Here is a 24,744-nt window from a genome sequence, read left to right as displayed (position 1 = left end):
TAAAAGAGAGTTTATATGAGTTTTGAAGGTTTAGGTTTATCACAGTCTTTAGTTAATGCGGTTTTAGAGAAGGGCTATGAAACGCCAACGCCAATTCAGGCTCAAGCAATTCCGGCGATTATTGATCGTCGTGATGTGATGGCAGCAGCGCAAACAGGAACAGGTAAAACAGCGGGTTTTACACTGCCACTTATTGAGCGTTTGTCTAGCGGTCCTAAAGCTAAAAGTAACCATGTACGTGCACTTATTTTAACGCCAACACGTGAGCTTGCTTTGCAAGTAAGCGAAAATGTTGAAGAGTACGCAAAGCATTCAAATGTAAGCTCGTTTGTAGTTTACGGTGGCGTTAAAATTAACCCACAAATGCAGCGTTTACGCAAAGGGGTTGATATTTTAGTGGCAACTCCGGGCCGTCTAATCGATTTACATAATCAAAATGCGGTTAAATTTGATAGTGTAGAAGTATTAGTGCTTGATGAAGCTGACCGCATGCTCGACATGGGCTTTATTCATGATATTAAACGCCTGATTGCAAAAATGCCTGTAAAACGTCAAAACTTAATGTTTTCGGCAACGTTTTCTGACGAAATTCGTGCACTAGCAAAAGGGTTGATAAACGATCCGGTTGAAATTTCTGTTGCTGCAAAAAACACCACAGCTAAAAGCGTTACTCAGTGTGTTTACGCGGTAGATAAACCACGTAAAACAGCGTTATTAAGCCACCTAATTCGTACTAACGATTGGCAGCAAGTATTAGTATTTAGCCGTACTAAGCACGGTGCAAACCGCTTAGTTAAACAACTAGAACGCGATGATATTGTTGGCGCGGCTATTCATGGCAATAAATCGCAAGGCGCACGTGTTAAAGCCCTTGATGGTTTTAAAAACGGTGAAGTACGCGTGTTAGTTGCAACCGATATTGTTGCCCGTGGTTTAGATATTGTGGAGCTTCCACACGTTGTTAACTACGACTTACCAAACGTATACGAAGATTACGTGCATCGTATTGGCCGTACAGGTCGCGCGGGTGCATCGGGCCATGCAATTTCGTTTGTAACCACGGAAGATGCAGTTGATTTATACGGCATTGAACGCTTTATTGGTGAGCTTATTCCTCGTGCTACCGAAGACGGTTTTGAGCCGGTTAACCCAGTACCAGAGCGCGACTTAGATGCGCGTCCAATCGCTCCTAAAAAAGCTAAAAAGACCAATCAGCCATTTAATAAGCCTAAATCTGACAGCAGCAAGCCAAATAATAAAAAGCCTAATAATGGCGGAAATGGTACGGGTGCACGCAGAGGGGGTTCTAAAAAGCCAGTAGCTAAAACGGATGATAAAGCGCAAAGCCCATGGGCAAAACGCGAATCTGTTGGTGGTAATACTCAGCGCCGTCGTCGCCCAAGTAACAACGACTAATTATACTTTTAAACGCTGATACAAAAACGCGCTTACTTGTTTTACAAGTAGCGCGTTTTTTAATGGGTATTTTTTAGTGTGTATGCATTGCTTTTATTACAGACTAGCTGATTAAGTAATTAATACCTAACCCTACAAACAAGGTAACACTTACGCTAAGTAGTGTGCCTAGCATTACATATTCGGTGAGCTTTTTATCTTTACTGGCACTTAAATCACCAAACCTAAATACCGATTTAGCGGCAAGTAAAAAGCCCACTCCAGCAAATTGATCTAATAAGATAAAGCTTAGCATAAGCACTCTTTCAAGCATGCCAATACTTTGCCCAGCAAGGGGTAAACTACCACTACTGCTAAAGTTAGCTGTTAAACGCTCTAGCATCATTCTTATAAATACAGCGCAGGGGCTTAAAATAATTATATAGCCGCATACCACCCATAATATTTTGGGGTTAGTTAATAGCTTACCTATTGCAGCTATAAAGCTGTTGTTATCTGTTAGCCAAATACTCACGATTATTAATACTGCTATATGCGCTAGTTGATCGAATAAAAAAGGCACCACGCCTTTATTAGAGTACGATTTAGCAATATCGATAAAATAATGGCTGAACATAATAATTAAGGTGGCTAGCAGCACGCTGCTATATTGTTGCCAGCCATAATTAAACTCCCAGTAACTGATAATAACTGCGCTGATCAAGCCATGAACTAACACATGAAAATACAGCTTAGGGGCCTTAAAATGGCGGGTGTTTCTATCGTTTATCCAACTCATGGGTTGCCAGTAAAAATCGGCGAGTAGGTGGCCAATAATGAGGACAACGAGTAAGAGAGAAAATGCCATTATTTACTTCCTGCGATTATTGTTTGTATACATTGTTGAGTATATTTAATAAAGCGCTCTATTAGTTGGTAATGCGCTAAATTAAGCAGTTTAGTAACATTCTCCCGGCTTGTTTTTAGCTCTTTAGCTACTGCGGCATGGCTGTTGTCGGCTTTAGTTAAATACACATATAAGGCATTGGCCTGCTTTAGCGTAATTTTAGTGAGTAATACATCTACAAAGGCTAGATTAAGACTTAAGCTCTCATCGAGTTGTTGCTCTGCAATATTAATAATAAAGCGTTGATTAGCTATTTTATCTAGCCCTTGCCCTGAGAGGGTAAAGGCAGAACCCGTTGCGGTTTTTATATCGCTGCGCGGATTATCTATTTGCCCTAAAGCCATACTTTGGCGTAGTTCATACCCCGATGCTTTTAAGTGTAAATACACTAAAATAGCGGTTTTAAATAATTGTTCTGGGTTGTTTAACTGTAATTGAAAGGCATCGCCTCGGTATATATTCCAATGGGTGCGCTGTGTGGTAATACTTCTTAGGCTTTGCTCTAGTTGATAAAGCATGGCATCGTACTGCTGCTGAGGAATAGTTTGCGATTTAATAATATCGCCGCTGATCACACCAATCATATGAGCCTCGAATAGTTACTTTTTAAAATGTAACCTAAATTGGTTACATAGAGCTAAGTAACCAATTTAGGTTACTTAAATGAAAAATGCAAGGTACACTTATTTTAATAGCACAACGCCATTACTATAAATCCTGATTAGGAAATTAAATGACTTCACAACACGAGCCGCAAAATACTAAACCCCGTGTAGGTATTTTTGTTGATGTACAAAATATTTATTACACTTGCCGTGATAGTTACGGAAAAAACTTTGACTACAATGCATTTTGGCGAGTTATGGCGCAGCAATATAATATTGAATGTGCGTTTGCTTATGCAATTTATCGAGGGGATGAAAAACAAAGTCAGTTTCAAAATATTTTGCGCGCAATTGGTTTTGAGGTAAAACTTAAGCCATTTATTCAACGCCGCGATGGCAGTGCAAAAGGCGATTGGGATGTGGGTATAACCATTGATATGCTTGAGCATGGTAAAAACCTTGATAAAGTTATTTTACTCTCGGGTGATGGCGACTTTGCTTTATTGTTGGGGCATTTAAAAAGCCAATATAATGTTTCGTGTGATGTATATGGCGCCGATAGGTTAACCGCAGAGGCATTAAAACAAAGTGCAGAGCAATTTCATTTAATCGACAATACATTCTTACTTTAAATAAGTGTTTATTGAACAGCCAAAAAACAACACTCACATACGCTATTAGTCCCTGCAACATGAGACTTTTTAATATTGCAGGGTTATATAGCAATTAAGCCTATTTTAGGCTTTTTTTATCGCGCTAATAAATTGGGTTTACTAAAGGGTTATGGTAATTTTAAAACATAATGTGTACCTAAGGATTTAAATGCTTCATTACAGCAACATGCCACTAGACAGAGGCTCAAATTTTCGTAACGACCCAGCATGGCTTAAAGCGCATATGTCGGCGCAAAGTAAGTGGGTTTTAGTTAAAAATAATCAAACCTTATTTATTAAAGATACCCCAAAAGTTAGCTATTTATCGTATCAACAGGTTGCCCATTTAGATTTAACGAATGCTATTTTTGTTGGCTTAAACAATGCAAAAGATGGGGTGTTTGCTCTTGATGTATCTAAGCTAGATACCAGCATACTTAATCCTTTAATTGACGGCGCGCAGTTTGTTGACATACGCCAATACGGCCCTCAAGTAACCATTAAATACGCCTCAATAGCGGCACTTGCACGCGGCTTATGTTATTGGCATGCAACCCATAGTTTTTGCGGACGTTGCGGCAGTAAAAATCATTTAGTAGAAGCAGGGCATTCACGAGTATGCGAAAACGAAAACTGTAAACACCCTACTTTTCCGCGCACCGATCCTGCGGTAATTATGGTGGTTACTAAAGTGTTTGCCGATGGCGTAGAGCGCTGTTTACTAGGTCGCCAAGCTGCGTGGGCGAGCGGTATGTATTCGTCGTTAGCGGGCTTTGTTGATCCCGGTGAAACACTCGAGCAAGCAGTTGCTCGTGAGGTAAAAGAAGAGGCGGGTATTGAAGTAAATAATGTACGTTATGTTGCATCACAACCTTGGCCGTTTCCTTCATCAATAATGCTGGGCTTTTTTGCCGAAGCGGTTACAGAAGATATTAATGTTGATAAAAACGAACTTGACGATGCTAAGTGGTTTAGCCGTGAAGAGTTACGCCAGTTTGGCAATTGGCATGACGAGGGGGAGCATTTAAAGCTTCCCAGAACAGATTCTATTTCTCGCTATTTAATTGAGTACTGGCTAAATAATAAGGATTAAGCATGACGAGCAAAAGCAATAAAAACACCCAACTTGTTACATCAGGGCGTAAAAAAGCCTATACCCACGGTGTCGTTAATCCGGTTGTGCAACGTGCATCAACCATAGTATTTGACTCGGTAGCTGAATTAAAAAAAGCCGCTAAAACATGTGGCGACAAAACCTTATTTTATGGCCGTAGAGGCACAACTACCCACTTTGCGCTGCAAGAAGCTATTACTGAGCTTGAGGGCGGCGAAGGGTGTGTACTTTATCCGTGTGGCGCTGCTGCAATTAGCCAAACTTTGCTGTCGTTTTTAAAAACCGGCGACCATATTTTAATGGTTGATAATGTATATGAACCTACTCGTGATTTTTGCGATAAAATTCTAGCCGGTCTGGGTATTAGCACTACGTATTACCCACCTACCATAGGCGCGGGAATTAAAGACTACATTAAAGCAAACACTAAGGTATTGTTTTTGGAATCGCCGGGCTCTATTACCATGGAAATTCAAGATGTACCGGCTATGGTAAAAGTAGCAAACGAGCACCACATAATGACCATGCTTGATAATACCTATGGCAACGGGTTGCATTATCGTCCGCTTGAACATGGTGTTGATATTAGTATTCAAGCAGCTACTAAATATATAGTAGGCCATTCTGATGTAATGATGGGCGTGGCGGTTGCTAATAAAAAGTATTGGCTAACTTTGCGCGAAAACGCCTATTTACTCGGGCAATGTACTAGCGCAGACGATGCATATTTAGCACTTAGAGGTTTACGCACTATGGCTGTGCGTTTAAATCAACACGAAAAAGCAGCAATAGAAGTGGCTACATGGCTTGAGCAACATGAGCTTGTTGATCATATTCGCCACCCAGCATTTACGACTTGCCCGGGGCATGAGTTTTTTAAACGAGACTTTGATGGCAGTAACGGTTTGTTCTCAATAGTTATGAAAGCAGGGAATCAATCAGCCATCGATGCGTTTTTAGATAGTCTACACTATTTTAAAATGGGTTTTTCGTGGGGCGGCTTTGAAAGTTTAGTAACCGCTAATTTAACCATGAAAGGATTACGTTCTGATACAGGTTGGAATTTAGGGCCTGTTATTCGTTTGCATATTGGCCTTGAGGATGTAGACGATTTAATCAACGACTTAAGCCAAGCACTTGAGGTTTATAAGCAGCATTTATAATTTTTAATGTAATTTATGCTATTACATTAAAATGTATTGTTACAAAGCTCACCATAGGTGAGCTTTTTTTTGCTGGTAATTCAAGGTGTTTACACTTAGTGTGGATAAATATACTGAAAACAAAAAGTCATTAAGGATAGTCAATGGCAACACCATTACCGATAAACATAGGGCGACTAACGCAAATAGCAGGCTTTGAGCTCGTACGTATGTTTTTAACTAAACGTGGGCTCATTGCATTAGCTGCCTTTGCATTGGTGTGGCTAATAATACTGCGCTACCCAATAGGGCAAGCGGTAGGCATTGTAAGTGCGCCCGATTTTGAACAAATCGCCCGTGATATATCTGGCTCTATAGGTTTAAGTAAATTACTTGACTGGCCTGAGGCCGAGTTTGCTATGTATTGGCTGATTGCTTTGTATAGCTTTCCGATATTTAGTGTGTTTATTTGCAGCGACCAAACGGTAGGCGATAGAGAGCGTGGCACGCTTCGCTTTTTATCGCTGCGTTCAACACGTTTTGAAATACTCTTTGGTCGTTTTTTAGGGCAATTAGCGGTATTAGCATGCTTGGTGGGTATTACCCTAGTGGCAACGCTCGCTGTGTTGGGGTTTAGAGATCCAAGTTTACTTGCTGGTGGGTTTGTCCGCGCACTTTCTATATTTTTAATATTAGTGGTTACTCTGTGCCCATTTGTAGCACTGATGACGTTGATAAATACCTTTGCTCGCTCATCGCGGTTATCTATAGTGTTGGCAATTTTATATTTTACGGCAGGCGGTATTGTTGTTGGTATATTGCAGTGGCAAATACCTGCATTAGGTATGCTTGATTATTTATTTCCGGGTGTACAAATAGAGCTATTAGCGGGACAAAATTTACCATTATTAAGCGCCGTGGCTATTCCACTGATTCAAACAGCGGTGTTACTAAGCATTGCTCAGCGTGTTTTTGCAAGGAGCTCACTATGAGACCATTAATTACAGGCAGCGGTTTGAGTAAATCGTATGGTGCAAAATTGGCACTTAATAATGTGAACTTTGAAATTAATAAAGGCGCGCCAGTGGCGCTTGTTGGGCCAAATGGCGCGGGTAAAACCACCTTATTTAGCTTGTTATGCGGCTATATAGCGCCCAATAAAGGCAGCCTTGAAATATTAGGGCATAAACCTGGCAGCGCGGCTTTATTTAATAAAGTAAGTGCATTACCGCAAGATGCGCAGCTTGACCCTCGTTTTAATATAGATAAGCAACTTGCCTTTTATGCAAAACTGCAGGGTATGGGCGATAAGCAAAGCACAACTGAGGCGCTACGTGTACTTGATTTAGTTGGCCTAAAAGAAATAGCAAAGCAGCGTGCAGGGGACTTATCCCACGGTATGCGTAAACGTGTAACCATAGCACAAGCGCTTATTGGTGAACCGCAAATTGTAATGCTTGATGAAGCCACTGCGGGGCTTGATCCTATTCATGCCAGAGAAGTACGCGAGCTGGTTTCTGATTTAAGTGAGCATGCTACGTTTATTTTAAGCTCGCACGATTTAACTGAGCTGGAGCGACTTTGCTCGCAAGTATTGCATTTAGATAAAGGCGTTTTAAGCGAGCACCAAACCAAAGAAAACAAGTCAGATACACATTTTTATACCCTAATGCTTAATGAAAACTATCAAAATGTAGAGCAGCAGTTGCAATCGATAGCAGGTATAAGCCGTGTATATATGAGCCAACATAAAGAGTTTGTAATTGAGTACCAGCCTACAGGTGAACCGCTTGATATTGCATTGCTTAACTTTTGCCATCAGCATAACTGGCAATATAGGCAGCTTGTGAACGGGCACACCCTAGAGAATCAAATTTTTAAACAGGAGAAATTATAATGGGATTATTCAGTGGATTAATGGGTAACGCTAGCGAAGTAGATGATGCCGATTTAGAAAAAGTATTATTAAATACCTTAATAGAAGGCGAGCAGGTTGAAAAGGCTTATAAAGTAATACGCGATATGTTTATTTTTACTAACAAGCGATTAATCTTGATAGATAAACAAGGGGTTACTGGTTCTAAAATGGAAATGATCAGTATAGCTTATTCAAAAATAACAAAGTTTAGTAAAGAAAGTGCAGGGCATTTTGATCTAGATGCCGAGCTGAAAATATGGGTCGGCTCAGATCCTACACCTATTAGTAAAGACTTTAAGTCTGGCGATAATATTAATGATGTTTATCGTATTATTAGCCAATATGCACTGTAATACTTAGTTTAGTTAAAGTAGTTGTTAGCACGGTGTTGCAATTACTTTAATCTTACACATACCTACACTTCATTACAATTAACTTAATAAATACAAGTGCTTAGTTAAGTTTTCATTCAGTTTCACAGCGTTAGCATGTCCCTCGATCTCAGCTACCCAGCTAAGACGTAAAAAGTAATATAAATAGGGATTTATCATAATGAAAAAGTTAGCAGTTATTATCTCAAGTATTTTATTATCTAGCGCTGCAACCACTGCAATGGCAGCAGATAGCTATCAGTCAATTAGTAACCTAGGCTTTAAGCATGAAACTAGCAGCAATAACAACACAGTTGCAGTGGATTCTATTTACTATTTATCGCCTAAAAAAACCTTAGGCCCGTACGATCAGTTTGAATACATTAATAAACAAAGTAATGTATATGGCAGCTATGCTGACGATGACTCTAGTGACGTAACTTCAGTTGGTGGCGAATACTTTATTAACAACTTTGTAGTAGGCGCATCTTACAGTAACCTTGATACTGGTTCACACAATGAACTTTACAAATTGTCAGGTGGTTTCTTTTTTAACCCAAATTTACTAGCTAAAGTAACTTTAGTTGAAGATAAAGATGGCGATAACTATGCGTTATTTGATTTAGCTTACAACCACATGCTAAACAGCACTGACTACATTGGTGTAACAGTAACCGCTGATGACGACTTTGATTACCGTGCAGTTGCAGCTAAATACTTTATTGACTTGCAGCAAGGTAACTACTTAACGTTTGAAGGTAAGTACGAGAGCATTGATGATGCAGAAAACCAATGGGTAGCAGAAACTAACTACTACTTCTCAAAAGGAACATCTGTATTCGCTAACTACAACAAGCAAGATGCTTACAGCTTTGGTGCTCAGCATTTCATTAATGAAAATGTAGGTATTAAAGTTGGTTACGGTAACAATGCTGATGATTCAGGCAACGATGCTTACTTTGCTAACATGCGTTTTCAGTTTTAATTAAGGCTGATAATTAGCTTATTTAATAACAAAAATAAAAAGCCCGCTTATTACTAAGCGGGCTTTTTTGTGATTTTTTGTAAAGTAAATGGGCGCAAAGCGATAGCTAATTATTAACTAACCTGATCTCTGGTTAAGAGATTTACTAACGTATTGAATCATAGTTATATTTAACTTTATTTTCGCTAGCCAGAGATTTTCAGTAAAAATAAGGCGAATTTACGCGTCAATAGCTGGCCTATTGCAAGTAAATTCAACGCAGTTAGCGCTGGAAATAGCTGCTTGAGATAGATTTATTATCCGGAGCTCAGGTTAACTATCGTTATTGATTAACTTAATAGTGATGACATTAAGCAAACTAAGCATAACTTACGACTGAAGAATGATTGTATTTAACTAGAGAACGGTCATAATTAAACCACTATTTTCATTCAATGTATCAAGGAATATGCACATGACATTTTTTATTATATTACTGGTCGTGGTGGTGGTGGTTATATTTGCAGTTAAAAATATTCGCCTCAATTTAATCAGTCGACCTACCTTTAAAATGTTTAAAAAGGTATTGCCGCCGTTATCGCAAACCGAGCGTGAAGCAATGGAAGCCGGAGACGTTTGGTGGGATGGCGAGCTATTTAGTGGCAACCCTGATTGGCAAAAGCTACATCGCTTTCCTAAGCCTGAACTAAGTGATAAAGAAAACGCCTTTATGGATAATCAAGTAGAAACCTTATTGGCTATGCTTGACGATTATCAAATTGTGCAAAAAGATAAAGACTTACCAAAAGATGTTTGGGATTACTTAAAATCGGAAGGTTTTTTTGCGTTAATAATTCCTGAAAAATTTGGTGGGCGTGAATTTTCTGCGATTGCAAACTCTACTATAGTGTCAAAAATTGCCACAAAAAGCTTAACAGCGGCTGTTACCGTAATGGTACCTAATAGCTTAGGCCCAGGTGAATTACTACTGCATTACGGTACTACAGAGCAACAAAATCGCTGGTTGCCTACGTTGGCGACTGGTGAAGATGTACCTTGTTTTGCACTAACAGGCCCAGAAGCCGGATCTGATGCAGGAAGTATTCCTGACTCAGGCGTGGTGTGTATGGGGGATCATAATGGCGAGGAGGTTTTAGGCCTGCGTTTAAATTGGTCAAAGCGTTATATTACGCTTGCGCCTGTGGCTACGGTTTTAGGGCTTGCCTTTAAAATGTATGATCCTGATGGTTTATTAGGTGGAGAAAAAGAGCTGGGAATTACCTGTGCGCTTATCCCTACTGATCATCCAGGAGTTGAAACCGGCGAGCGCCATTACCCACTAAATATGGCATTTATGAATGGCACAACATACGGTAAAGATGTGTTTATTCCACTTGATTGGATTATAGGCGGGCAACAAGGCGCTGGACGTGGTTGGCGCATGTTGGTTGAGTGCTTAAGTGCAGGGCGTGGTATTTCATTGCCGGCGTTAAGTACTGCAACAGGGCATTTAGCCGCTAAAATGACCTCGGCTTACGCCATGGTACGCCAACAGTTTGGTGTGTCTATTGGTCAGTTTGAAGGTGTACAAGAAGCACTTGCACGTATTGGTGGTTTAACCTATGCGCTTGAGTCGTGTCGTTTAATGACAGCGGGTGCAATTGATTTAAAACTCAGCCCTTCAGTTGTTACCGCTATTGCTAAATACCATATGACTGAAATGGGTCGTACAGTAATGAACGATGCGATGGATATTCATTCTGGTAAAGGCATTCAGGTTGGTCCAAATAACTATTTAGCGCATGGCTATATGGGGATCCCGGTATCGATTACGGTAGAAGGCGCTAATATTTTAACGCGTAACTTAATGATATTTGGCCAAGGTGCAACACGTTGTCATCCGTTTGTATTAAAAGAAATGGAAGCGGCAGCGATGGAAGATGATGACGCTGCATTGGAGCAATTTGATGGTTTATTAATGAACCATATTATGTTTGCCGCGTGCAACGCCAGCATGGCATTTGTGCATGGTTTAACGCGTAGTTGCTTTGCCAAAGCACCGGTAAGTGGCGAAACGGCAGTTTACTATAAGCAATTGACAAGAATGAGCCGCGGTCTTGCCATATGTACAGATGTAGCCATGCTCATGTTAGGCGGAGAGCTTAAACGTAAAGAAATGATATCGGCACGTTTAGGTGATGTACTAAGTCATTTGTACTTAGCGTCAACCGTACTAAAACGTTTTGAAGACGAAGGGCGTCAACAAGCCGACTTACCCTTTGTTAAATACGCAATAGAAACGTCATTGTATGAAATTGGCCAAGCATTTGATGGTTTCTTTAAAAACTTCTCAAACCCAGTGGTTAACTTTGTGCTCAAGCGTATTGTATTCCCACTTGGTAATCATTATCACAAACCAAGTGATGCCATTGCACAAAGCATTTGTAAGCATATGACTCAACCTGGTGTATTTAGAAATCGCTTAACGCATTTATGTTATGTGGATGAAAATGCGGGGACAGGTGTAATGGAAAGTGCATTTTTAGCAATGCATGATATGCAAACACAATTTAAAGATCTAAAACAATGGCAGCGTAAAGGGAAGGTGCCCGCTACGCTTGATATTGAGGGGGCGATTAATTACGCGCTTGAAAACGATTTATTAAAGCAAACCGATGCCGATGCAATGCATCATGCTAATAAGTTAAGAAAGCAAGCCATAGCAGTTGACAACTTTCAACCTGGTGAACTGTAACGCAGTGATATAAGCAATAAAAATAATAACTAAAACGAAAAGGCCTTACAAATGTAAGGCCTTTTTGCGTTTAATTCATTTAAGTTAACGAGCGTAAGGATCGGTCACTATTTTATCTATATACCATAGGCCTTTTTTATGGCGCATTTTAACGCTGCGCATATCATCAATTCTTTTACCATTTAGAGTGCCGGTAAATATAAGATTAATTTTAGCCGAATCGCCATATTGCTCACGCAAGCTCATATTAGACATATCAACTTCTATGACTACTTGATCATATTGCATGTTTACTAAGGTGCGAGAAAATTGCTTAGCAGTACCGTATGATTTCATAATGCGGGCAAGGTTTGGGGTTGCCATAGTGCTGGCTTTGTGCAGATTTTTTTGATTATAAAGCGCGTCAAAATAAGCGGTTGCAGCATCGCCCGGAGTGCTATTAACTTGGGCAACTTCTTCAGTGCAGCTAATAATAAATAGGCAAAAAGTTAAGCTTAAAAAAGAGGTTAGTTTTTTCATCATCAATATAATTTATTCATTCTTTACAAAGTGTGTGGCTTTATTGCACGGATGTAAAGGGGGGCGAATAAATAAGTAATAAAAAAGGATGCTAAGCGCATCCTTTTCCCAACAAAATAATTACTGTACGAGCTCTTGTTCACTAAACTCTTCATCAAACATGGGGCTTGATAAATAGCGCTCTGTGGCACTTGGTAAAATAACCACTACATTTTTATCTGCATTCTCAGGCTTTTCAGCAATGCGCTTTGCTGCAACAACTGCTGCGCCAGATGAAATACCCACTAATATACCTTCTTGTCTCATTAGTAAGTGTGCCATCGCAATAGCATCTTCGTTAGACACTTGCTCTGCACCATCAATAACACTTAAATCTAAGTTACCAGGAATAAAGCCAGCACCAATACCTTGAATTTTATGTGGGCCAGGCTTAATTTCTTCACCTGCTAGTGTTTGGCTAATAACCGGTGAGTTTGTTGGCTCAACAGCAATTGATTTTACATTGAGACCTTTTTCGTTTTTAAGGTAGCGACTAACACCAGTAATAGTGCCGCCAGTACCAACGCCAGCAACAAAAAAGTCTACTTTACCATCAAGGGCATCATAAATTTCAGGACCTGTGGTTTCAAAGTGAATTTTAGGGTTTGCCGGGTTTTCGAATTGTTGTAATAAAATATATTTATCGGGATCGGTTGCTTGAATTTCTTTTGCTTTATCAATTGCACCGTTCATACCTTTTGCGCCGTCGGTTAGTACTAGGTTTGCACCTAAAGCTTTGAGCAGTTTTCGGCGCTCTAAACTCATAGTATTTGGCATGGTAAGGGTTAGTTTATAGCCTCGAGATGCTGCCACAAACGCCAGCGCAATACCGGTATTACCAGATGTAGGCTCAATAAGTTCTTTATCTTTAGTTAGCTGCCCCGATTTTTCAGCTTCCCAAATCATTGATGCACCAATACGACATTTTATACTAAAGCTTGGGTTGCGAGATTCAATTTTAGCGTATACGTTGCCACCGGTAACACGGTTAAGTTTTACCAGCGGTGTATTACCAATGCTTAGTGAGTTATCTTCAAAAATAGTAGACATAATGTTCCTTTGGATACAATCCGCTTAACATGTTAGTAGTTTTGCTATTAACTATATAAGCATACTTTACTGTGAGTTTAAAAAAATTAAAGTAAAGTTTGGCTATAACATATATTTATTGGGCTTATAACGAGCATATGTTTATTCCTCGTGCTTGAATTTACCGCAGTGTGGTTGGTTTTTAAGCTAGGTAGGGCGTACCTAATGTGGTTACTGCCAATTAATTAGCGCTAACAACGCTTAAAAGATAAATAAATCCTAATTAAATAAAAACTTGGCCTCGTGATTATTACAAGTGTTACTTTAGTGAAGAAATAAGCTTGTGAGAGGCGCGTTATATTTATTTATATTTTAACAATTAATCTATTAAAGACTTAATACTCACCGTATTGTTGCTTATTTGTGCAAATGAACTGCAGTTGAACAGTTTTATGATACAAGCTATGCAAAACATGATAAAAACACAGTATCTAAATTCAAGAAAGCAATCACAATGAAGTTAATCTTAAAATTAATTGCCGGTATTGTGGCCGGTATCTTAGCTGGACTCTATTTACCACTAATAGGCGTTGAACTTTTATATACTGTAAAAGAACTGATCGGACAATTGATCTCCTTTACTATACCGCTGATCATTTTATTTTTTATTGCATCGGGTATTGCTGGGCTACCAAAAGGGTCGGGGCACTTATTAGGCAAAACAGTTGGTTTTGCTTATGGCTCTACTGTTATTGCTGGCACACTGGCTTTTTTACTAGTGAGCGCAGTAATTCCGCTTTTAAGCGGCGGTATTACATTTGAAGCTGAAACAGCGATACAAGTTGGTAGCTTTATTGATTTAGAAATTCCGCCACTAATGGGCGTGATGACTGCATTAATGAGCGCATTTATATTTGGTATTGGCATGAGTCAGCTTGAATTGACTACACTTAAAACGGTGTCAGATCAGGGGCGCGATATTGTTGATAGCTTATTATCTAAGGTGATAATACCGGCATTACCATTTTATATTGCAGGTGTATTTGCCGAAATGACGGTAGCAGGAACAGTTGTTGATACCCTACAAGCATTTGGCGTAGTACTTATTGCAGCGCTGGTTATGCACTGGTTATGGCTTACTGTTTTATATGTATCTACAGGCTTGTTATTGAAACGCAACCCAATCGAATTAATTAAAAATATGCTACCAGCGTACTTTACCGCTTTGGGCACAATGTCTAGCGCTGCAACAATTCCGGTATCATTACAATCAAGTAAGTCGAATGGTGTAAAAGAAGACGTAGCCAACTTTACGGTTCCGCTTTGTGCAACTATTCATTTATCGGGCTCTACAATTACCATTGTAACCTGTGCAATGGCGGTCATGTTTTTATCACCAAGTATGCAAGCCCCGTCATTAATAGGCATGTTGCCATTTATTATGATGCTAGGTGTGGTAATGATTGCCGCGCCAGGTGCACCAGGTGGTGCGGTAATGTCGGCATTGGGTTTATTAACAACTATGCTAGGCTTTAATGAAGGCGCAGTAGCTTTAATGATTGCCCTGTATTTAGCACAAGACAGTTTTGGTACTGCGTGTAACGTAACCGGTGATGGCGTTATTGCTTTGTGGGTAGATCGCTTTAGCGAAAAAGCATAATAAACTGGGTGTGTTAATCTGTTAATATACATGTATTAACACACCTTAAACGATGAAATAATATCGGTTATTGTTTTATTTTAACTATGTTATTGTGGCAAATTAATATTATTAAATTGCATTTTATTAGGCTAGTGAGGATGTTCCATTGATTAATGTACTTTTAGTTGATGACCATGAGTTGGTACGAACAGGGATCAGGCGGATTCTTGACGATGTACGAGGCTTTAAAGTTGTTGGAGAAGCTAAAACAGGTGAAGAGGCAGTGCAATTTTGTCGTCAACACTCACCCAATATAGTACTTATGGACATGAATATGCCCGGCATTGGTGGCCTTGAGGCGACGAAAAAGATTTGTCGTTATTGCCCCGATGTAAAAATTATAGTGCTTACTGTTAATTGTGAAGATCCGTATCCTAGTACCGTAATGCAACTTGGCGCGCATGGCTTTTTAACTAAAGGCGCTGGGTCTGATGAAATGGTACGTGCTATACGTTGTGTGCATGCAGGGCAGCGCTATATTGCACCTGAAATTGCACAACAAATTGCATTAGCACAGGTAAGTGGGCGCACTGATGAAAGTCCGTTTCAGAGTTTGTCAGAGCGTGAACTGCAAATAATGCTAATGATCACCAAAGGTGAAAAAGCACAAAGTATAGCTGAGCGTTTAAATTTGAGCTCTAAAACAGTTAATAGCTACCGCTATCGTATGTTTGAAAAACTAAATGTGAGTGGCGATGTAGAGCTGACTCATTTAGCTATTCGCTATAAAATGATTGATATAGACGTATCGTACTAATCATTATTTATGTCTGAATTTGATCACGTCCAGTTTTTAAAAACACTATCGAGTGAGCCCGGGGTTTACCGTATGCTCGATAGTGACAATCAAGTAATTTATGTTGGTAAAGCAAAGCATTTAAAAAAACGGGTGAGTAGTTACTTTAGAAGTAACATCACTGACAGCAAAACCCGTGTTTTAGTCAGTAATATTTGTAATGTTGAAGTAACGCTTACTAATACCGAAACCGAAGCGCTATTACTTGAAAACAATCTGATAAAAAAATATCAGCCTCGTTACAATATTTTATTACGCGACGATAAATCCTATCCTTATATATTACTCACTAATCATAAACATCCTCGATTAGCGTTTCATCGTGGTAGTCGTAAAGTAAAAGGCGAGTATTTTGGCCCATTTCCAAGTGCGGGAGCGGTATCAGAAAGCTTACGACTGATGCAAAAAATATTTCCCATACGTCAATGCGAAGATGTTTATTACCGTGCGCGCAGCCGACCATGCTTACAATATCAACTCAAACGCTGCTCAGCCCCGTGCGTAAATAAAGTTTCAGATGAAGATTATACCGAGCAAGTTGATTATGTGCGTAAGTTTTTAACGGGTAAATCACATGAGGTAATTGCCGATCTCATTAAAAAAATGGAAGCCGCGAGCCAGCAGCTAAATTTTGAACTGGCTGCAAAAGTGCGTGACCAAATAATGTTGCTGCGTAAAATGCAGGAACAACAGTCTATTTCGGGTAACTTTGCAGAAATGGATGTTGTGGGTTTTGCACACTTAAATGGTTTAAATGGCATTCACTTATTGATGATCCGCGACCATAAAGTATTGGGCAGTAAAACCTATTTTCCAAAAGTACCAAAAGACTCAAGTGAACAAGAAATACTGACCTCGTTTTTAGGCCAGTATTATTTAGCACCGGGGGCAACCGGGCGTATCGCAAAAGAAATCATTTTGCCGTTCGAAATACAAGAAAGCGACGTATTAGGCCAAGCACTTACGCAAATAAGTGAGCGTAAAGTAACTCTTAAAGTAGTTACTCGGGGTGAGCGCGCCCAGTATTTACAGTTAGCAAATAAAAACGCATTAAATAGTATTACCGTTAAGCAAAGCACCCAAGACTCTATTAATAAACGCTATGCGCAATTAAAAGCTACCCTACGCCTTGATGATATAACCAGAATGGAATGTTTTGATATAAGCCATACTATGGGAGAGAACACGGTTGCTAGCTGTGTGGTATTTGATTCACAAGGGCCAAATACTAAAGAGTATAGGCGTTACAACGTAACCGGAATAACCGGTGGGGATGATTATGCCGCCATGGAGTTTGCGCTGAATAAGCGCTACAACAAATTAGTAGATGAAGATAAAATACCCGATGTGATTTTTATAGACGGCGGTAAAGGGCAATTAGGGCGTGCAGAGCAGTATTTTGCTACTTGGCCACATGCAAAAATGCCCTTGCTAGTTGGTGTGGCTAAAGGTACAAGCCGTAAACCTGGTCTCGAAACACTGTTAATAGACGGTGGTCGAAAAACTATTCCAATGGATTCAGATGCACCTGCACTGCATTTAATTCAGCATATACGCGACGAATCACATCGTTTTGCTATTGCATGTCACCGCAATAAGCGCCAAAAACAACGAACACAATCATTATTAGAAGAAATAAATGGCGTAGGTGCTAAGCGCCGACAAACATTATTAAAATATTTAGGGGGCATGCAAGGGGTAAAAGCTGCTAATATAGAACAGTTAAAGAAAGTACCGGGGATCAGTCCTGACATGGCTGACAAGATATTTAACCATTTGCATGACAAGGGTTAGCCCTTCATGCGAATATAGCAAAAAAGACATACCCAAGCAGTTATGTGGAATATTCCAAACACACTCACAACCTTTAGACTTTTTCTTATCCCCATTTTTTTGGTGGTATTTTATTTACCTTATTCATGGGCGCTTTTTGCTGCCGCCTTTATTTTTTGGTTTGCGTCAATAACCGACATTCTCGACGGTTATTTAGCACGTAAACTAGAGCAATCAACTCCCTTTGGTGCGTTTTTAGATCCCGTTGCCGATAAAGTTATGGTGTGCGCTGCTTTAGTTGCGTTATCAGAGCATTATCAGTCTATGTATATGACTATCCCCGCACTTATTATAATAAGCCGCGAAATTGTTATCTCTGCGCTGCGTGAATGGATGGCAGAACAAGGTAAGCGCGATGACGTGGCTGTATCTAATATGGGTAAAATAAAAACAGCAGCACAAATGTTAGCCATTATTGGTCTAATTTGGCAATACGATGCTTGGATGAATTATTTAAGTTTTGGTTTATTGTATATTGCGACCTTCCTAACATTGAGTTCTATGGTGCAATATTTGGTATCAGCGTGGAGTGAATTGACCAAAAATTGATTCTAAACGTCTAATAACGCACCATATTAGATAAAAAATAATCAAACAGTTCAAAAGTGGCATTTTTTGTATTGACGCGTTTAATAATCTCTGTAGAATGCGTCCGTGTTGAGAGGGCATAGCCCCCAAGATAAACTAAATGGTAATTAATCAGTTACTGAATATTTACTGCAATACGTTGCAAGTTGATAGAAAGCTTACTGAATAATATTAAATGCGGCACTAGCTCAGTTGGTAGAGCGCGACCTTGCCAAGGTCGAGGTCACGAGTTCGAGCCTCGTGTGCCGCTCCAGTTTATCTCATTGTTAAGGCGGAATGGCAGAGTGGCCATGCACCGGATTGCAAATCCGTTTACCTCGGTTCGACTCCGGGTTCCGCCTCCATAGCAACACTCCACATGCTTTAAATAGCAAACTCGATGCCCGAGTGGTGGAATTGGTAGACACAAGGGATTTAAAATCCCTCGACTAACAAGTCGTGCCGGTTCAATTCCGGCCTCGGGCACCACTTTGTGGTTTAATTACATTACCAAGTGTAATTTATAAAATGTTTAATTTAGAACTAATATGATGCGGCACTAGCTCAGTTGGTAGAGCGCGACCTTGCCAAGGTCGAGGTCACGAGTTCGAGCCTCGTGTGCCGCTCCATATTAGTTTTATCCACTTGCTTTAAATAGCAAACTCGATGCCCGAGTGGTGGAATTGGTAGACACAAGGGATTTAAAATCCCTCGACTAACAAGTCGTGCCGGTTCAATTCCGGCCTCGGGCACCACTTTTATATAAAGTGGCAGAGTAATAAAATACTAATTTATAGTATAAGTAAATACCATTGCTTATAGAATAAAATGCGGCACTAGCTCAGTTGGTAGAGCGCGACCTTGCCAAGGTCGAGGTCACGAGTTCGAGCCTCGTGTGCCGCTCCATATTAGTTTTATCCACTTGCTTTAAATAGCAAACTCGATGCCCGAGTGGTGGAATTGGTAGACACAAGGGATTTAAAATCCCTCGACTAACAAGTCGTGCCGGTTCAATTCCGGCCTCGGGCACCACTTTTATATAAAGTGGCAGAGTAATAAAATACTAATTTATAGTATAAGTAAATACCATTGCTTATAGAATAAAATGCGGCACTAGCTCAGTTGGTAGAGCGCGACCTTGCCAAGGTCGAGGTCACGAGTTCGAGCCTCGTGTGCCGCTCCAAATTATTTGGATACATTTAGGCGGAATGGCAGAGTGGCCATGCACCGGATTGCAAATCCGTTTACCTCGGTTCGACTCCGGGTTCCGCCTCCATATAATTTACTCCACACGCTTTAATTAGCAAACTCGATGCCCGAGTGGTGGAATTGGTAGACACAAGGGATTTAAAATCCCTCGACTAACAAGTCGTGCCGGTTCAATTCCGGCCTCGGGCACCACTTTCTTCCTGTTACTATTAATAAACAATGCTATAAGCTGACATAACATTAGCCAGTATTTATGCATCAAATCGTTATAATCAAACTACACACCTTATTACTACAATAAAACCCAGTCTGTTAAAGTGAATAATTACCTTTAAATAATACTAGATTCAGTGCTTATTTATATCTTAAACTCTCCAGCCTTACCTAATAAGTATTACCAATTAAGCTATTAGCTATTCATTGATACCACACGTATTAAATAGCCACACTTGCTGATAATACCAAAGATCCCGTAACGAAATAACGCCGCAGCGCATAGCTACATGGCTACATGGCTACACTTTACCTAATTATAATACCAATCAAAAACATGAGGGCTCTATACACTAGGTATAGGGTTTTGTATTTACAGCATGAGAACGTATTACAATGCAAAGTTTAATGCTTACCATGAATAGCGATTACTAGCCGTTAGCAACAAGTAACAGGCAAAGCGTTACTATTTAAATAGGCCAGATCATAGTTACTAAGTTTAGAGGGGGAGGTTAGGCCTCATGCGTCTCTGAGGCTTAGGTTATTGTATGAAGGTGTAGAGTGAAGCGTTATTAGCCATATAAAGGCGAGCCAGTAATGGGTGTGTGTTTTAAAAGCAAAAAAAGGGAAGCAATATAGCCTCCCTTTAATTTAACTAATATTAGCTATAATTACTTATGCCAAATCCCTTTTGGAATTGTTTTATCAAGATGCTTATTTTTAGTTGGATCGAAGGTTGGTAACTTTCCAGCACGGCGTTGCGTGTTGTAGTCTTTAGCAAGCCAAACAACAACGCCTGACAACATAAATAATGCTATAACGTTCACAATAGCCATTAACCCCATAGATATATCGGCTAAAGTCCACACTAATGGTAGCTCACCCATTGCACCAAACATCACCATACCTAATACTAACAATCTAAAAATCAACATGCCGTATGCATGGTTATGCTCTAAAAATAATAAATTTGTTTCCGCATAAGAGTAATTAGCAACAATAGATGTGAAAGCAAAGAATAAAATAGCAATCGCAACGAATATTGCACCCCAGCTACCTACATGCTCCTCAAGTGCTGCTTGAGTTAAAGCTATGCCCGTTAAGCCAGAGCCAGCAGTTAGCTGTTGCGATAATAAAATTAATGCCGCAGTAGCGCTACAAATTACAATAGTATCAACAAAAACGCCTAACATTTGCACATACCCTTGTGAAGCAGGGTGGGGAGGGTTAGGTGTTGCTGTTGCTGCTGCGTTAGCAGCGCTACCCATACCCGCTTCGTTTGAGAACAAGCCACGTTTAATGCCTTGGATCATCGCTTGCATAACGCCGTAGCCAATTGCGCCTGCGCCTGCTTGCTCAATACCAAATGCACTATTTATAACATGCATAAAAACACCAGGTAGCTCAGAGTAATTTAAAGCACAAACGTACAAAGCGACGAGTAAATAAGCAAGAGCCATAAAAGGCACTACCATTTCTGCAAATCGAGAAATAGTTTTTAAACCGCCAAAAATAATGATCCCAGAGCCAATAACTAAAGCAATACCTACTATGTAGTTCGGAATATCAAAAGCGACCTTAAATGCAGCAGCAATAGAGTTTGACTGCACTGCGTTAAATACAAAACCAAACGCTAATATTAAACACAGCGAAAAAATAACGCCCATCCAGCGCTTACCTAAACCATATTCCATATAATAAGCTGGGCCACCACGAAAGTTCCCCTGTTCATCACGCGTTTTATAAGCTTGCGCTAATGTGCTCTCGGCAAAACTAGTCGCCATACCAATTAAAGCAATAAGCCACATCCAAAAAATTGCCCCAGCACCACCTAAATAAAGTGCAACTGCAACGCCTGCCATATTACCAGTACCAACACGCGCTGCGAGTGAAGTACAAAAGGCTTGGAATGAAGAAATGCCATCGCCTGAACCTCTACGACTCAAAAACATCACTTTTATCATGTGAGGAAACTGTACAAATTGAATAAAGCGAAGGCGAATGGTGAAAAACAGCCCTGCTGCTATTAATAAGTATACTAAAACATGGCCCCATAAGAGGCTGCTTATACTGTTTATTATATCTGTCATGCTATTTGCCTAATCAACGAGTTTAAATCTGTCGCGCAACTTAGCATAAGCTTGAGAAATAGTTTAGTAATCGAGGTAAAAAAATGACTTATCCACAGGGTTTTGTGGGTAACCTGTGGGTCTGGGTTGTGTATCTTTGGGGTAAAAATTAAATGCAAAAAAGGCGATAAAAACGCTTGCGTAAAATCTGCGGCTCCCTATAATGCGACCCCACTGAGAAGGGAAACGCCGAAGCATAGCAAGGCACGAACTACTTAGAGAGTTAAATAAAACTTCGGTTTTAAATCTTCCAAAAAGAAAGTTTAAAACAAAGTATTGACTCGAAAAATAAAGGATGTATTATACGCATCCCTTGAGACGCTAAAGCGACTCAAAACGTTCTTTAACAATATAAAGCAATCATCTGTGTGGGCACTCGTACAGATTGAGTTCTAACAGCCAAACTACTTACTCTTTATGGGTAATTAGCGAGGCAAACAAATTAGAGTCTCAATTGAAAACTGAGTGACCAACAGAAGTAACTTATTTATAAGTTGCTTCGGCACAGTCAATTCAATATCGAAAGATATTAAAATAAATTCAGAATTCATTGAGCTGTCGAAAGACATAAAACTTTTTAATTGAAGAGTTTGATCATGGCTCAGATTGAACGCTGGCGGCAGGCCTAACACATGCAAGTCGAGCGGTAACAGAGAGAAGCTTGCTTCTTTGCTGACGAGCGGCGGACGGGTGAGTAATGCTTGGGAACATGCCTTGAGGTGGGGGACAACAGTTGGAAACGACTGCTAATACCGCATAATGTCTACGGACCAAAGGGGGCTTCGGCTCTCGCCTTTAGATTGGCCCAAGTGGGATTAGCTAGTTGGTGAGGTAATGGCTCACCAAGGCGACGATCCCTAGCTGGTTTGAGAGGATGATCAGCCACACTGGGACTGAGACACGGCCCAGACTCCTACGGGAGGCAGCAGTGGGGAATATTGCACAATGGGCGCAAGCCTGATGCAGCCATGCCGCGTGTGTGAAGAAGGCCTTCGGGTTGTAAAGCACTTTCAGTCAGGAGGAAAGGTTAACGGTTAATACCCGTTAGCTGTGACGTTACTGACAGAAGAAGCACCGGCTAACTCCGTGCCAGCAGCCGCGGTAATACGGAGGGTGCGAGCGTTAATCGGAATTACTGGGCGTAAAGCGTACGCAGGCGGTTTGTTAAGCGAGATGTGAAAGCCCCGGGCTCAACCTGGGAACTGCATTTCGAACTGGCAAACTAGAGTGTGATAGAGGGTGGTAGAATTTCAGGTGTAGCGGTGAAATGCGTAGAGATCTGAAGGAATACCGATGGCGAAGGCAGCCACCTGGGTCAACACTGACGCTCATGTACGAAAGCGTGGGGAGCAAACGGGATTAGATACCCCGGTAGTCCACGCCGTAAACGATGTCTACTAGAAGCTCGGAGCCTCGGTTCTGTTTTTCAAAGCTAACGCATTAAGTAGACCGCCTGGGGAGTACGGCCGCAAGGTTAAAACTCAAATGAATTGACGGGGGCCCGCACAAGCGGTGGAGCATGTGGTTTAATTCGATGCAACGCGAAGAACCTTACCTACACTTGACATACAGAGAACTTACCAGAGATGGTTTGGTGCCTTCGGGAACTCTGATACAGGTGCTGCATGGCTGTCGTCAGCTCGTGTTGTGAGATGTTGGGTTAAGTCCCGCAACGAGCGCAACCCCTATCCTTAGTTGCTAGCAGGTAATGCTGAGAACTCTAAGGAGACTGCCGGTGATAAACCGGAGGAAGGTGGGGACGACGTCAAGTCATCATGGCCCTTACGTGTAGGGCTACACACGTGCTACAATGGCGCATACAGAGTGCTGCGAACCTGCGAAGGTAAGCGAATCACTTAAAGTGCGTCGTAGTCCGGATTGGAGTCTGCAACTCGACTCCATGAAGTCGGAATCGCTAGTAATCGCGTATCAGAATGACGCGGTGAATACGTTCCCGGGCCTTGTACACACCGCCCGTCACACCATGGGAGTGGGTTGCTCCAGAAGTAGATAGTCTAACCCTCGGGAGGACGTTTACCACGGAGTGATTCATGACTGGGGTGAAGTCGTAACAAGGTAGCCCTAGGGGAACCTGGGGCTGGATCACCTCCTTATACGATTTAGAACTTATTTGTTCGTAGTGTCCACACAGATGATTGTTAATTAGTGCTTGTCCTTCGGGATAACTAATTAATATGCTCTTTAAAAATTTGGAAAAGCTGATAATAAAATTCTGATGAATACATTGTATTTATCAAGAGTTTTCAAAAGTAAAAAAAGAATGGTAGCAGTACCATTCAGTGCCATTTAGTTAACTCTTATGAGTTGATTGATTGGTATCTACTTTAGTATTCAATATTGACTTCTGGCGAAGTTAAACTGTCACACAACAAAGACCCGTTTGGGTTGTATGGTTAAGTGACTAAGCGTACACGGTGGATGCCTTGGCAGTTGGAGGCGATGAAGGACGTATTAACTTGCGATAAGCCTAGTCAAGCTAGTAAAAAGCACTTGAGACTAGGATTTCCGAATGGGGAAACCCACCTGCTTGCAGGTATCGTTAACTGAATACATAGGTTAACGAGGCGAACGCGGAGAATCCTTAGTTGCTAGCAGGTAATGCTGAGAACTCTAAGGAGACTGCCGGTGATAAACCGGAGGAAGGTGGGGACGACGTCAAGTCATCATGGCCCTTACGTGTAGGGCTACACACGTGCTACAATGGCGCATACAGAGTGCTGCGAACCTGCGAAGGTAAGCGAATCACTTAAAGTGCGTCGTAGTCCGGATTGGAGTCTGCAACTCGACTCCATGAAGTCGGAATCGCTAGTAATCGCGTATCAGAATGACGCGGTGAATACGTTCCCGGGCCTTGTACACACCG

The 24,744-nt window shown here is 40.8% G+C and carries 18 protein-coding genes, 10 tRNA genes, 1 rRNA gene and 1 other annotated feature (1 of these 30 cut by a window edge); of the genes, 24 read left to right on the top strand and 5 right to left on the bottom strand.

Features of this window, described 5'->3' with window-relative positions:
- The first annotated feature begins 15 nt into the window (after positions 1 to 15).
- The gene (locus tag PTRA_RS10295) at positions 16 to 1,416 is read left to right on the top strand and encodes a DEAD/DEAH box helicase (protein ID WP_058373707.1); all 1,401 of its coding nucleotides are present in this window, start codon (positions 16 to 18) and stop codon (positions 1,414 to 1,416) included.
- A gap of 103 nt (positions 1,417 to 1,519) precedes the next feature.
- Here PTRA_RS10295 and PTRA_RS10290 read toward each other — a convergent pair whose 3' ends face one another.
- Both PTRA_RS10290 and PTRA_RS10285 read right to left on the bottom strand, forming a co-directional pair.
- On the bottom strand, positions 1,520 to 2,263 hold the full coding sequence (locus PTRA_RS10290; RefSeq protein ID WP_058373706.1) for a DUF3307 domain-containing protein: 744 nt from the start codon (positions 2,261 to 2,263) through the stop codon (positions 1,520 to 1,522).
- Positions 2,263 to 2,886: a hypothetical protein gene (locus tag PTRA_RS10285; RefSeq protein ID WP_058373705.1), complete on the bottom strand. Its 624-nt coding sequence runs from the start codon at positions 2,884 to 2,886 to the stop codon at positions 2,263 to 2,265. Before PTRA_RS10285 ends, PTRA_RS10290 begins: the two co-directional genes overlap by 1 nt.
- Before the next feature lie 149 nt (positions 2,887 to 3,035).
- Between PTRA_RS10285 and PTRA_RS10280 the strand changes: the two genes are divergently transcribed.
- The 8 genes from PTRA_RS10280 to PTRA_RS10245 all read left to right on the top strand — a co-directional run bounded on the left by PTRA_RS10280 (position 3,036) and on the right by PTRA_RS10245 (position 11,824).
- Entirely contained in the window at positions 3,036 to 3,539 is a 504-nt protein-coding gene (locus PTRA_RS10280) for a LabA-like NYN domain-containing protein (protein WP_058373704.1), read from the top strand.
- Positions 3,540 to 3,729: 190 nt separating this feature from the next.
- Positions 3,730 to 4,653, top strand: a complete 924-nt coding sequence (gene nudC / locus PTRA_RS10275; protein WP_058373703.1) for an NAD(+) diphosphatase — start codon at positions 3,730 to 3,732, stop codon at positions 4,651 to 4,653.
- A 2-nt stretch (positions 4,654 to 4,655) separates the two neighbouring features.
- Complete coding sequence (locus PTRA_RS10270; RefSeq protein WP_058373702.1) at positions 4,656 to 5,837, top strand: cystathionine beta-lyase; 1,182 nt, start codon at positions 4,656 to 4,658, stop codon at positions 5,835 to 5,837.
- Between the two features lie 143 nt (positions 5,838 to 5,980).
- Complete coding sequence (locus tag PTRA_RS10265) at positions 5,981 to 6,808, top strand: ABC transporter permease (protein ID WP_058373701.1); 828 nt, start codon at positions 5,981 to 5,983, stop codon at positions 6,806 to 6,808.
- Entirely contained in the window at positions 6,805 to 7,713 is a 909-nt protein-coding gene (locus PTRA_RS10260) for an ABC transporter ATP-binding protein (RefSeq protein WP_058373700.1), read from the top strand. The genes PTRA_RS10265 and PTRA_RS10260 overlap by 4 nt, the downstream gene beginning before the upstream one ends.
- Positions 7,713 to 8,087 carry a PH domain-containing protein gene (locus PTRA_RS10255; RefSeq protein ID WP_058373699.1) on the top strand — a complete coding sequence of 125 codons (375 nt, stop codon included), beginning with the start codon at positions 7,713 to 7,715 and terminating at the stop codon, positions 8,085 to 8,087. The genes PTRA_RS10260 and PTRA_RS10255 overlap by 1 nt, the downstream gene beginning before the upstream one ends.
- Before the next feature lie 199 nt (positions 8,088 to 8,286).
- The gene (locus PTRA_RS10250) at positions 8,287 to 9,090 is read left to right on the top strand and encodes a putative porin (protein ID WP_058373698.1); all 804 of its coding nucleotides are present in this window, start codon (positions 8,287 to 8,289) and stop codon (positions 9,088 to 9,090) included.
- A 454-nt stretch (positions 9,091 to 9,544) separates the two neighbouring features.
- Positions 9,545 to 11,824 carry an acyl-CoA dehydrogenase gene (locus PTRA_RS10245; RefSeq protein WP_058373697.1) on the top strand — a complete coding sequence of 760 codons (2,280 nt, stop codon included), beginning with the start codon at positions 9,545 to 9,547 and terminating at the stop codon, positions 11,822 to 11,824.
- Positions 11,825 to 11,908: 84 nt separating this feature from the next.
- Here the strand turns inward: PTRA_RS10245 and PTRA_RS10240 are convergent, their stop codons facing one another.
- Both PTRA_RS10240 and cysK read right to left on the bottom strand, forming a co-directional pair.
- Entirely contained in the window at positions 11,909 to 12,343 is a 435-nt protein-coding gene (locus PTRA_RS10240) for a hypothetical protein (RefSeq protein WP_058374582.1), read from the bottom strand.
- A 120-nt stretch (positions 12,344 to 12,463) separates the two neighbouring features.
- Positions 12,464 to 13,432 carry a cysteine synthase A gene (gene cysK / locus PTRA_RS10235; protein WP_058373696.1) on the bottom strand — a complete coding sequence of 323 codons (969 nt, stop codon included), beginning with the start codon at positions 13,430 to 13,432 and terminating at the stop codon, positions 12,464 to 12,466.
- Between the two features lie 493 nt (positions 13,433 to 13,925).
- Here cysK and PTRA_RS10230 point away from each other — a divergent pair, with 493 nt between their 5' ends.
- From PTRA_RS10230 to PTRA_RS10165, 14 genes are all read left to right on the top strand, one after another.
- A complete protein-coding gene (locus PTRA_RS10230; RefSeq protein ID WP_058373695.1) occupies positions 13,926 to 15,071 on the top strand; it encodes a dicarboxylate/amino acid:cation symporter in 1,146 nt (381 codons plus the stop codon).
- Positions 15,072 to 15,219: 148 nt separating this feature from the next.
- Positions 15,220 to 15,870, top strand: coding sequence for a UvrY/SirA/GacA family response regulator transcription factor (uvrY, locus tag PTRA_RS10225; RefSeq protein WP_011328582.1), 651 nt, complete (start codon positions 15,220 to 15,222; stop codon positions 15,868 to 15,870).
- 9 nt (positions 15,871 to 15,879) lie between these two features.
- Entirely contained in the window at positions 15,880 to 17,703 is a 1,824-nt protein-coding gene (uvrC, locus tag PTRA_RS10220; protein ID WP_058373694.1) for an excinuclease ABC subunit UvrC, read from the top strand.
- Positions 17,704 to 17,745: 42 nt separating this feature from the next.
- Complete coding sequence (pgsA, locus tag PTRA_RS10215; RefSeq protein ID WP_058373693.1) at positions 17,746 to 18,291, top strand: CDP-diacylglycerol--glycerol-3-phosphate 3-phosphatidyltransferase; 546 nt, start codon at positions 17,746 to 17,748, stop codon at positions 18,289 to 18,291.
- Between the two features lie 216 nt (positions 18,292 to 18,507).
- Positions 18,508 to 18,583, top strand: a tRNA-Gly gene (locus tag PTRA_RS10210).
- A gap of 17 nt (positions 18,584 to 18,600) precedes the next feature.
- Positions 18,601 to 18,674: transfer RNA gene (locus PTRA_RS10205), tRNA-Cys, on the top strand.
- A 37-nt stretch (positions 18,675 to 18,711) separates the two neighbouring features.
- Positions 18,712 to 18,798, top strand: a tRNA-Leu gene (locus tag PTRA_RS10200).
- Positions 18,799 to 18,862: 64 nt separating this feature from the next.
- Positions 18,863 to 18,938 (top strand) — tRNA-Gly (locus PTRA_RS10195).
- Positions 18,939 to 18,977: 39 nt separating this feature from the next.
- Positions 18,978 to 19,064 (top strand) — tRNA-Leu (locus PTRA_RS10190).
- Positions 19,065 to 19,139: 75 nt separating this feature from the next.
- A tRNA-Gly gene (locus PTRA_RS10185) sits at positions 19,140 to 19,215 on the top strand.
- Positions 19,216 to 19,254: 39 nt separating this feature from the next.
- Positions 19,255 to 19,341 (top strand) — tRNA-Leu (locus PTRA_RS10180).
- Positions 19,342 to 19,416: 75 nt separating this feature from the next.
- Positions 19,417 to 19,492 (top strand) — tRNA-Gly (locus PTRA_RS10175).
- A gap of 19 nt (positions 19,493 to 19,511) precedes the next feature.
- Positions 19,512 to 19,585, top strand: a tRNA-Cys gene (locus tag PTRA_RS10170).
- 38 nt (positions 19,586 to 19,623) lie between these two features.
- A tRNA-Leu gene (locus PTRA_RS10165) sits at positions 19,624 to 19,710 on the top strand.
- Positions 19,711 to 20,402: 692 nt separating this feature from the next.
- Here PTRA_RS10165 and PTRA_RS10160 read toward each other — a convergent pair.
- Complete coding sequence (locus tag PTRA_RS10160; protein ID WP_058373692.1) at positions 20,403 to 21,821, bottom strand: alanine/glycine:cation symporter family protein; 1,419 nt, start codon at positions 21,819 to 21,821, stop codon at positions 20,403 to 20,405.
- A gap of 617 nt (positions 21,822 to 22,438) precedes the next feature.
- On the opposite strand from PTRA_RS10160, the gene PTRA_RS10155 reads away from it, so the two are divergent.
- Positions 22,439 to 23,974: ribosomal RNA gene (locus PTRA_RS10155) — 16S ribosomal RNA — on the top strand.
- Between the two features lie 302 nt (positions 23,975 to 24,276).
- Positions 24,277 to 24,744, top strand: a sequence feature (most likely nonfunctional fraction of RNA operon); it runs 128 nt beyond the window's last position.

This window comes from Pseudoalteromonas translucida KMM 520 (assembly GCF_001465295.1).
Lineage (GTDB): Bacteria > Pseudomonadota > Gammaproteobacteria > Enterobacterales > Alteromonadaceae > Pseudoalteromonas > Pseudoalteromonas translucida.
This window is presented reverse-complemented; position numbering and strand designations above follow the sequence as displayed.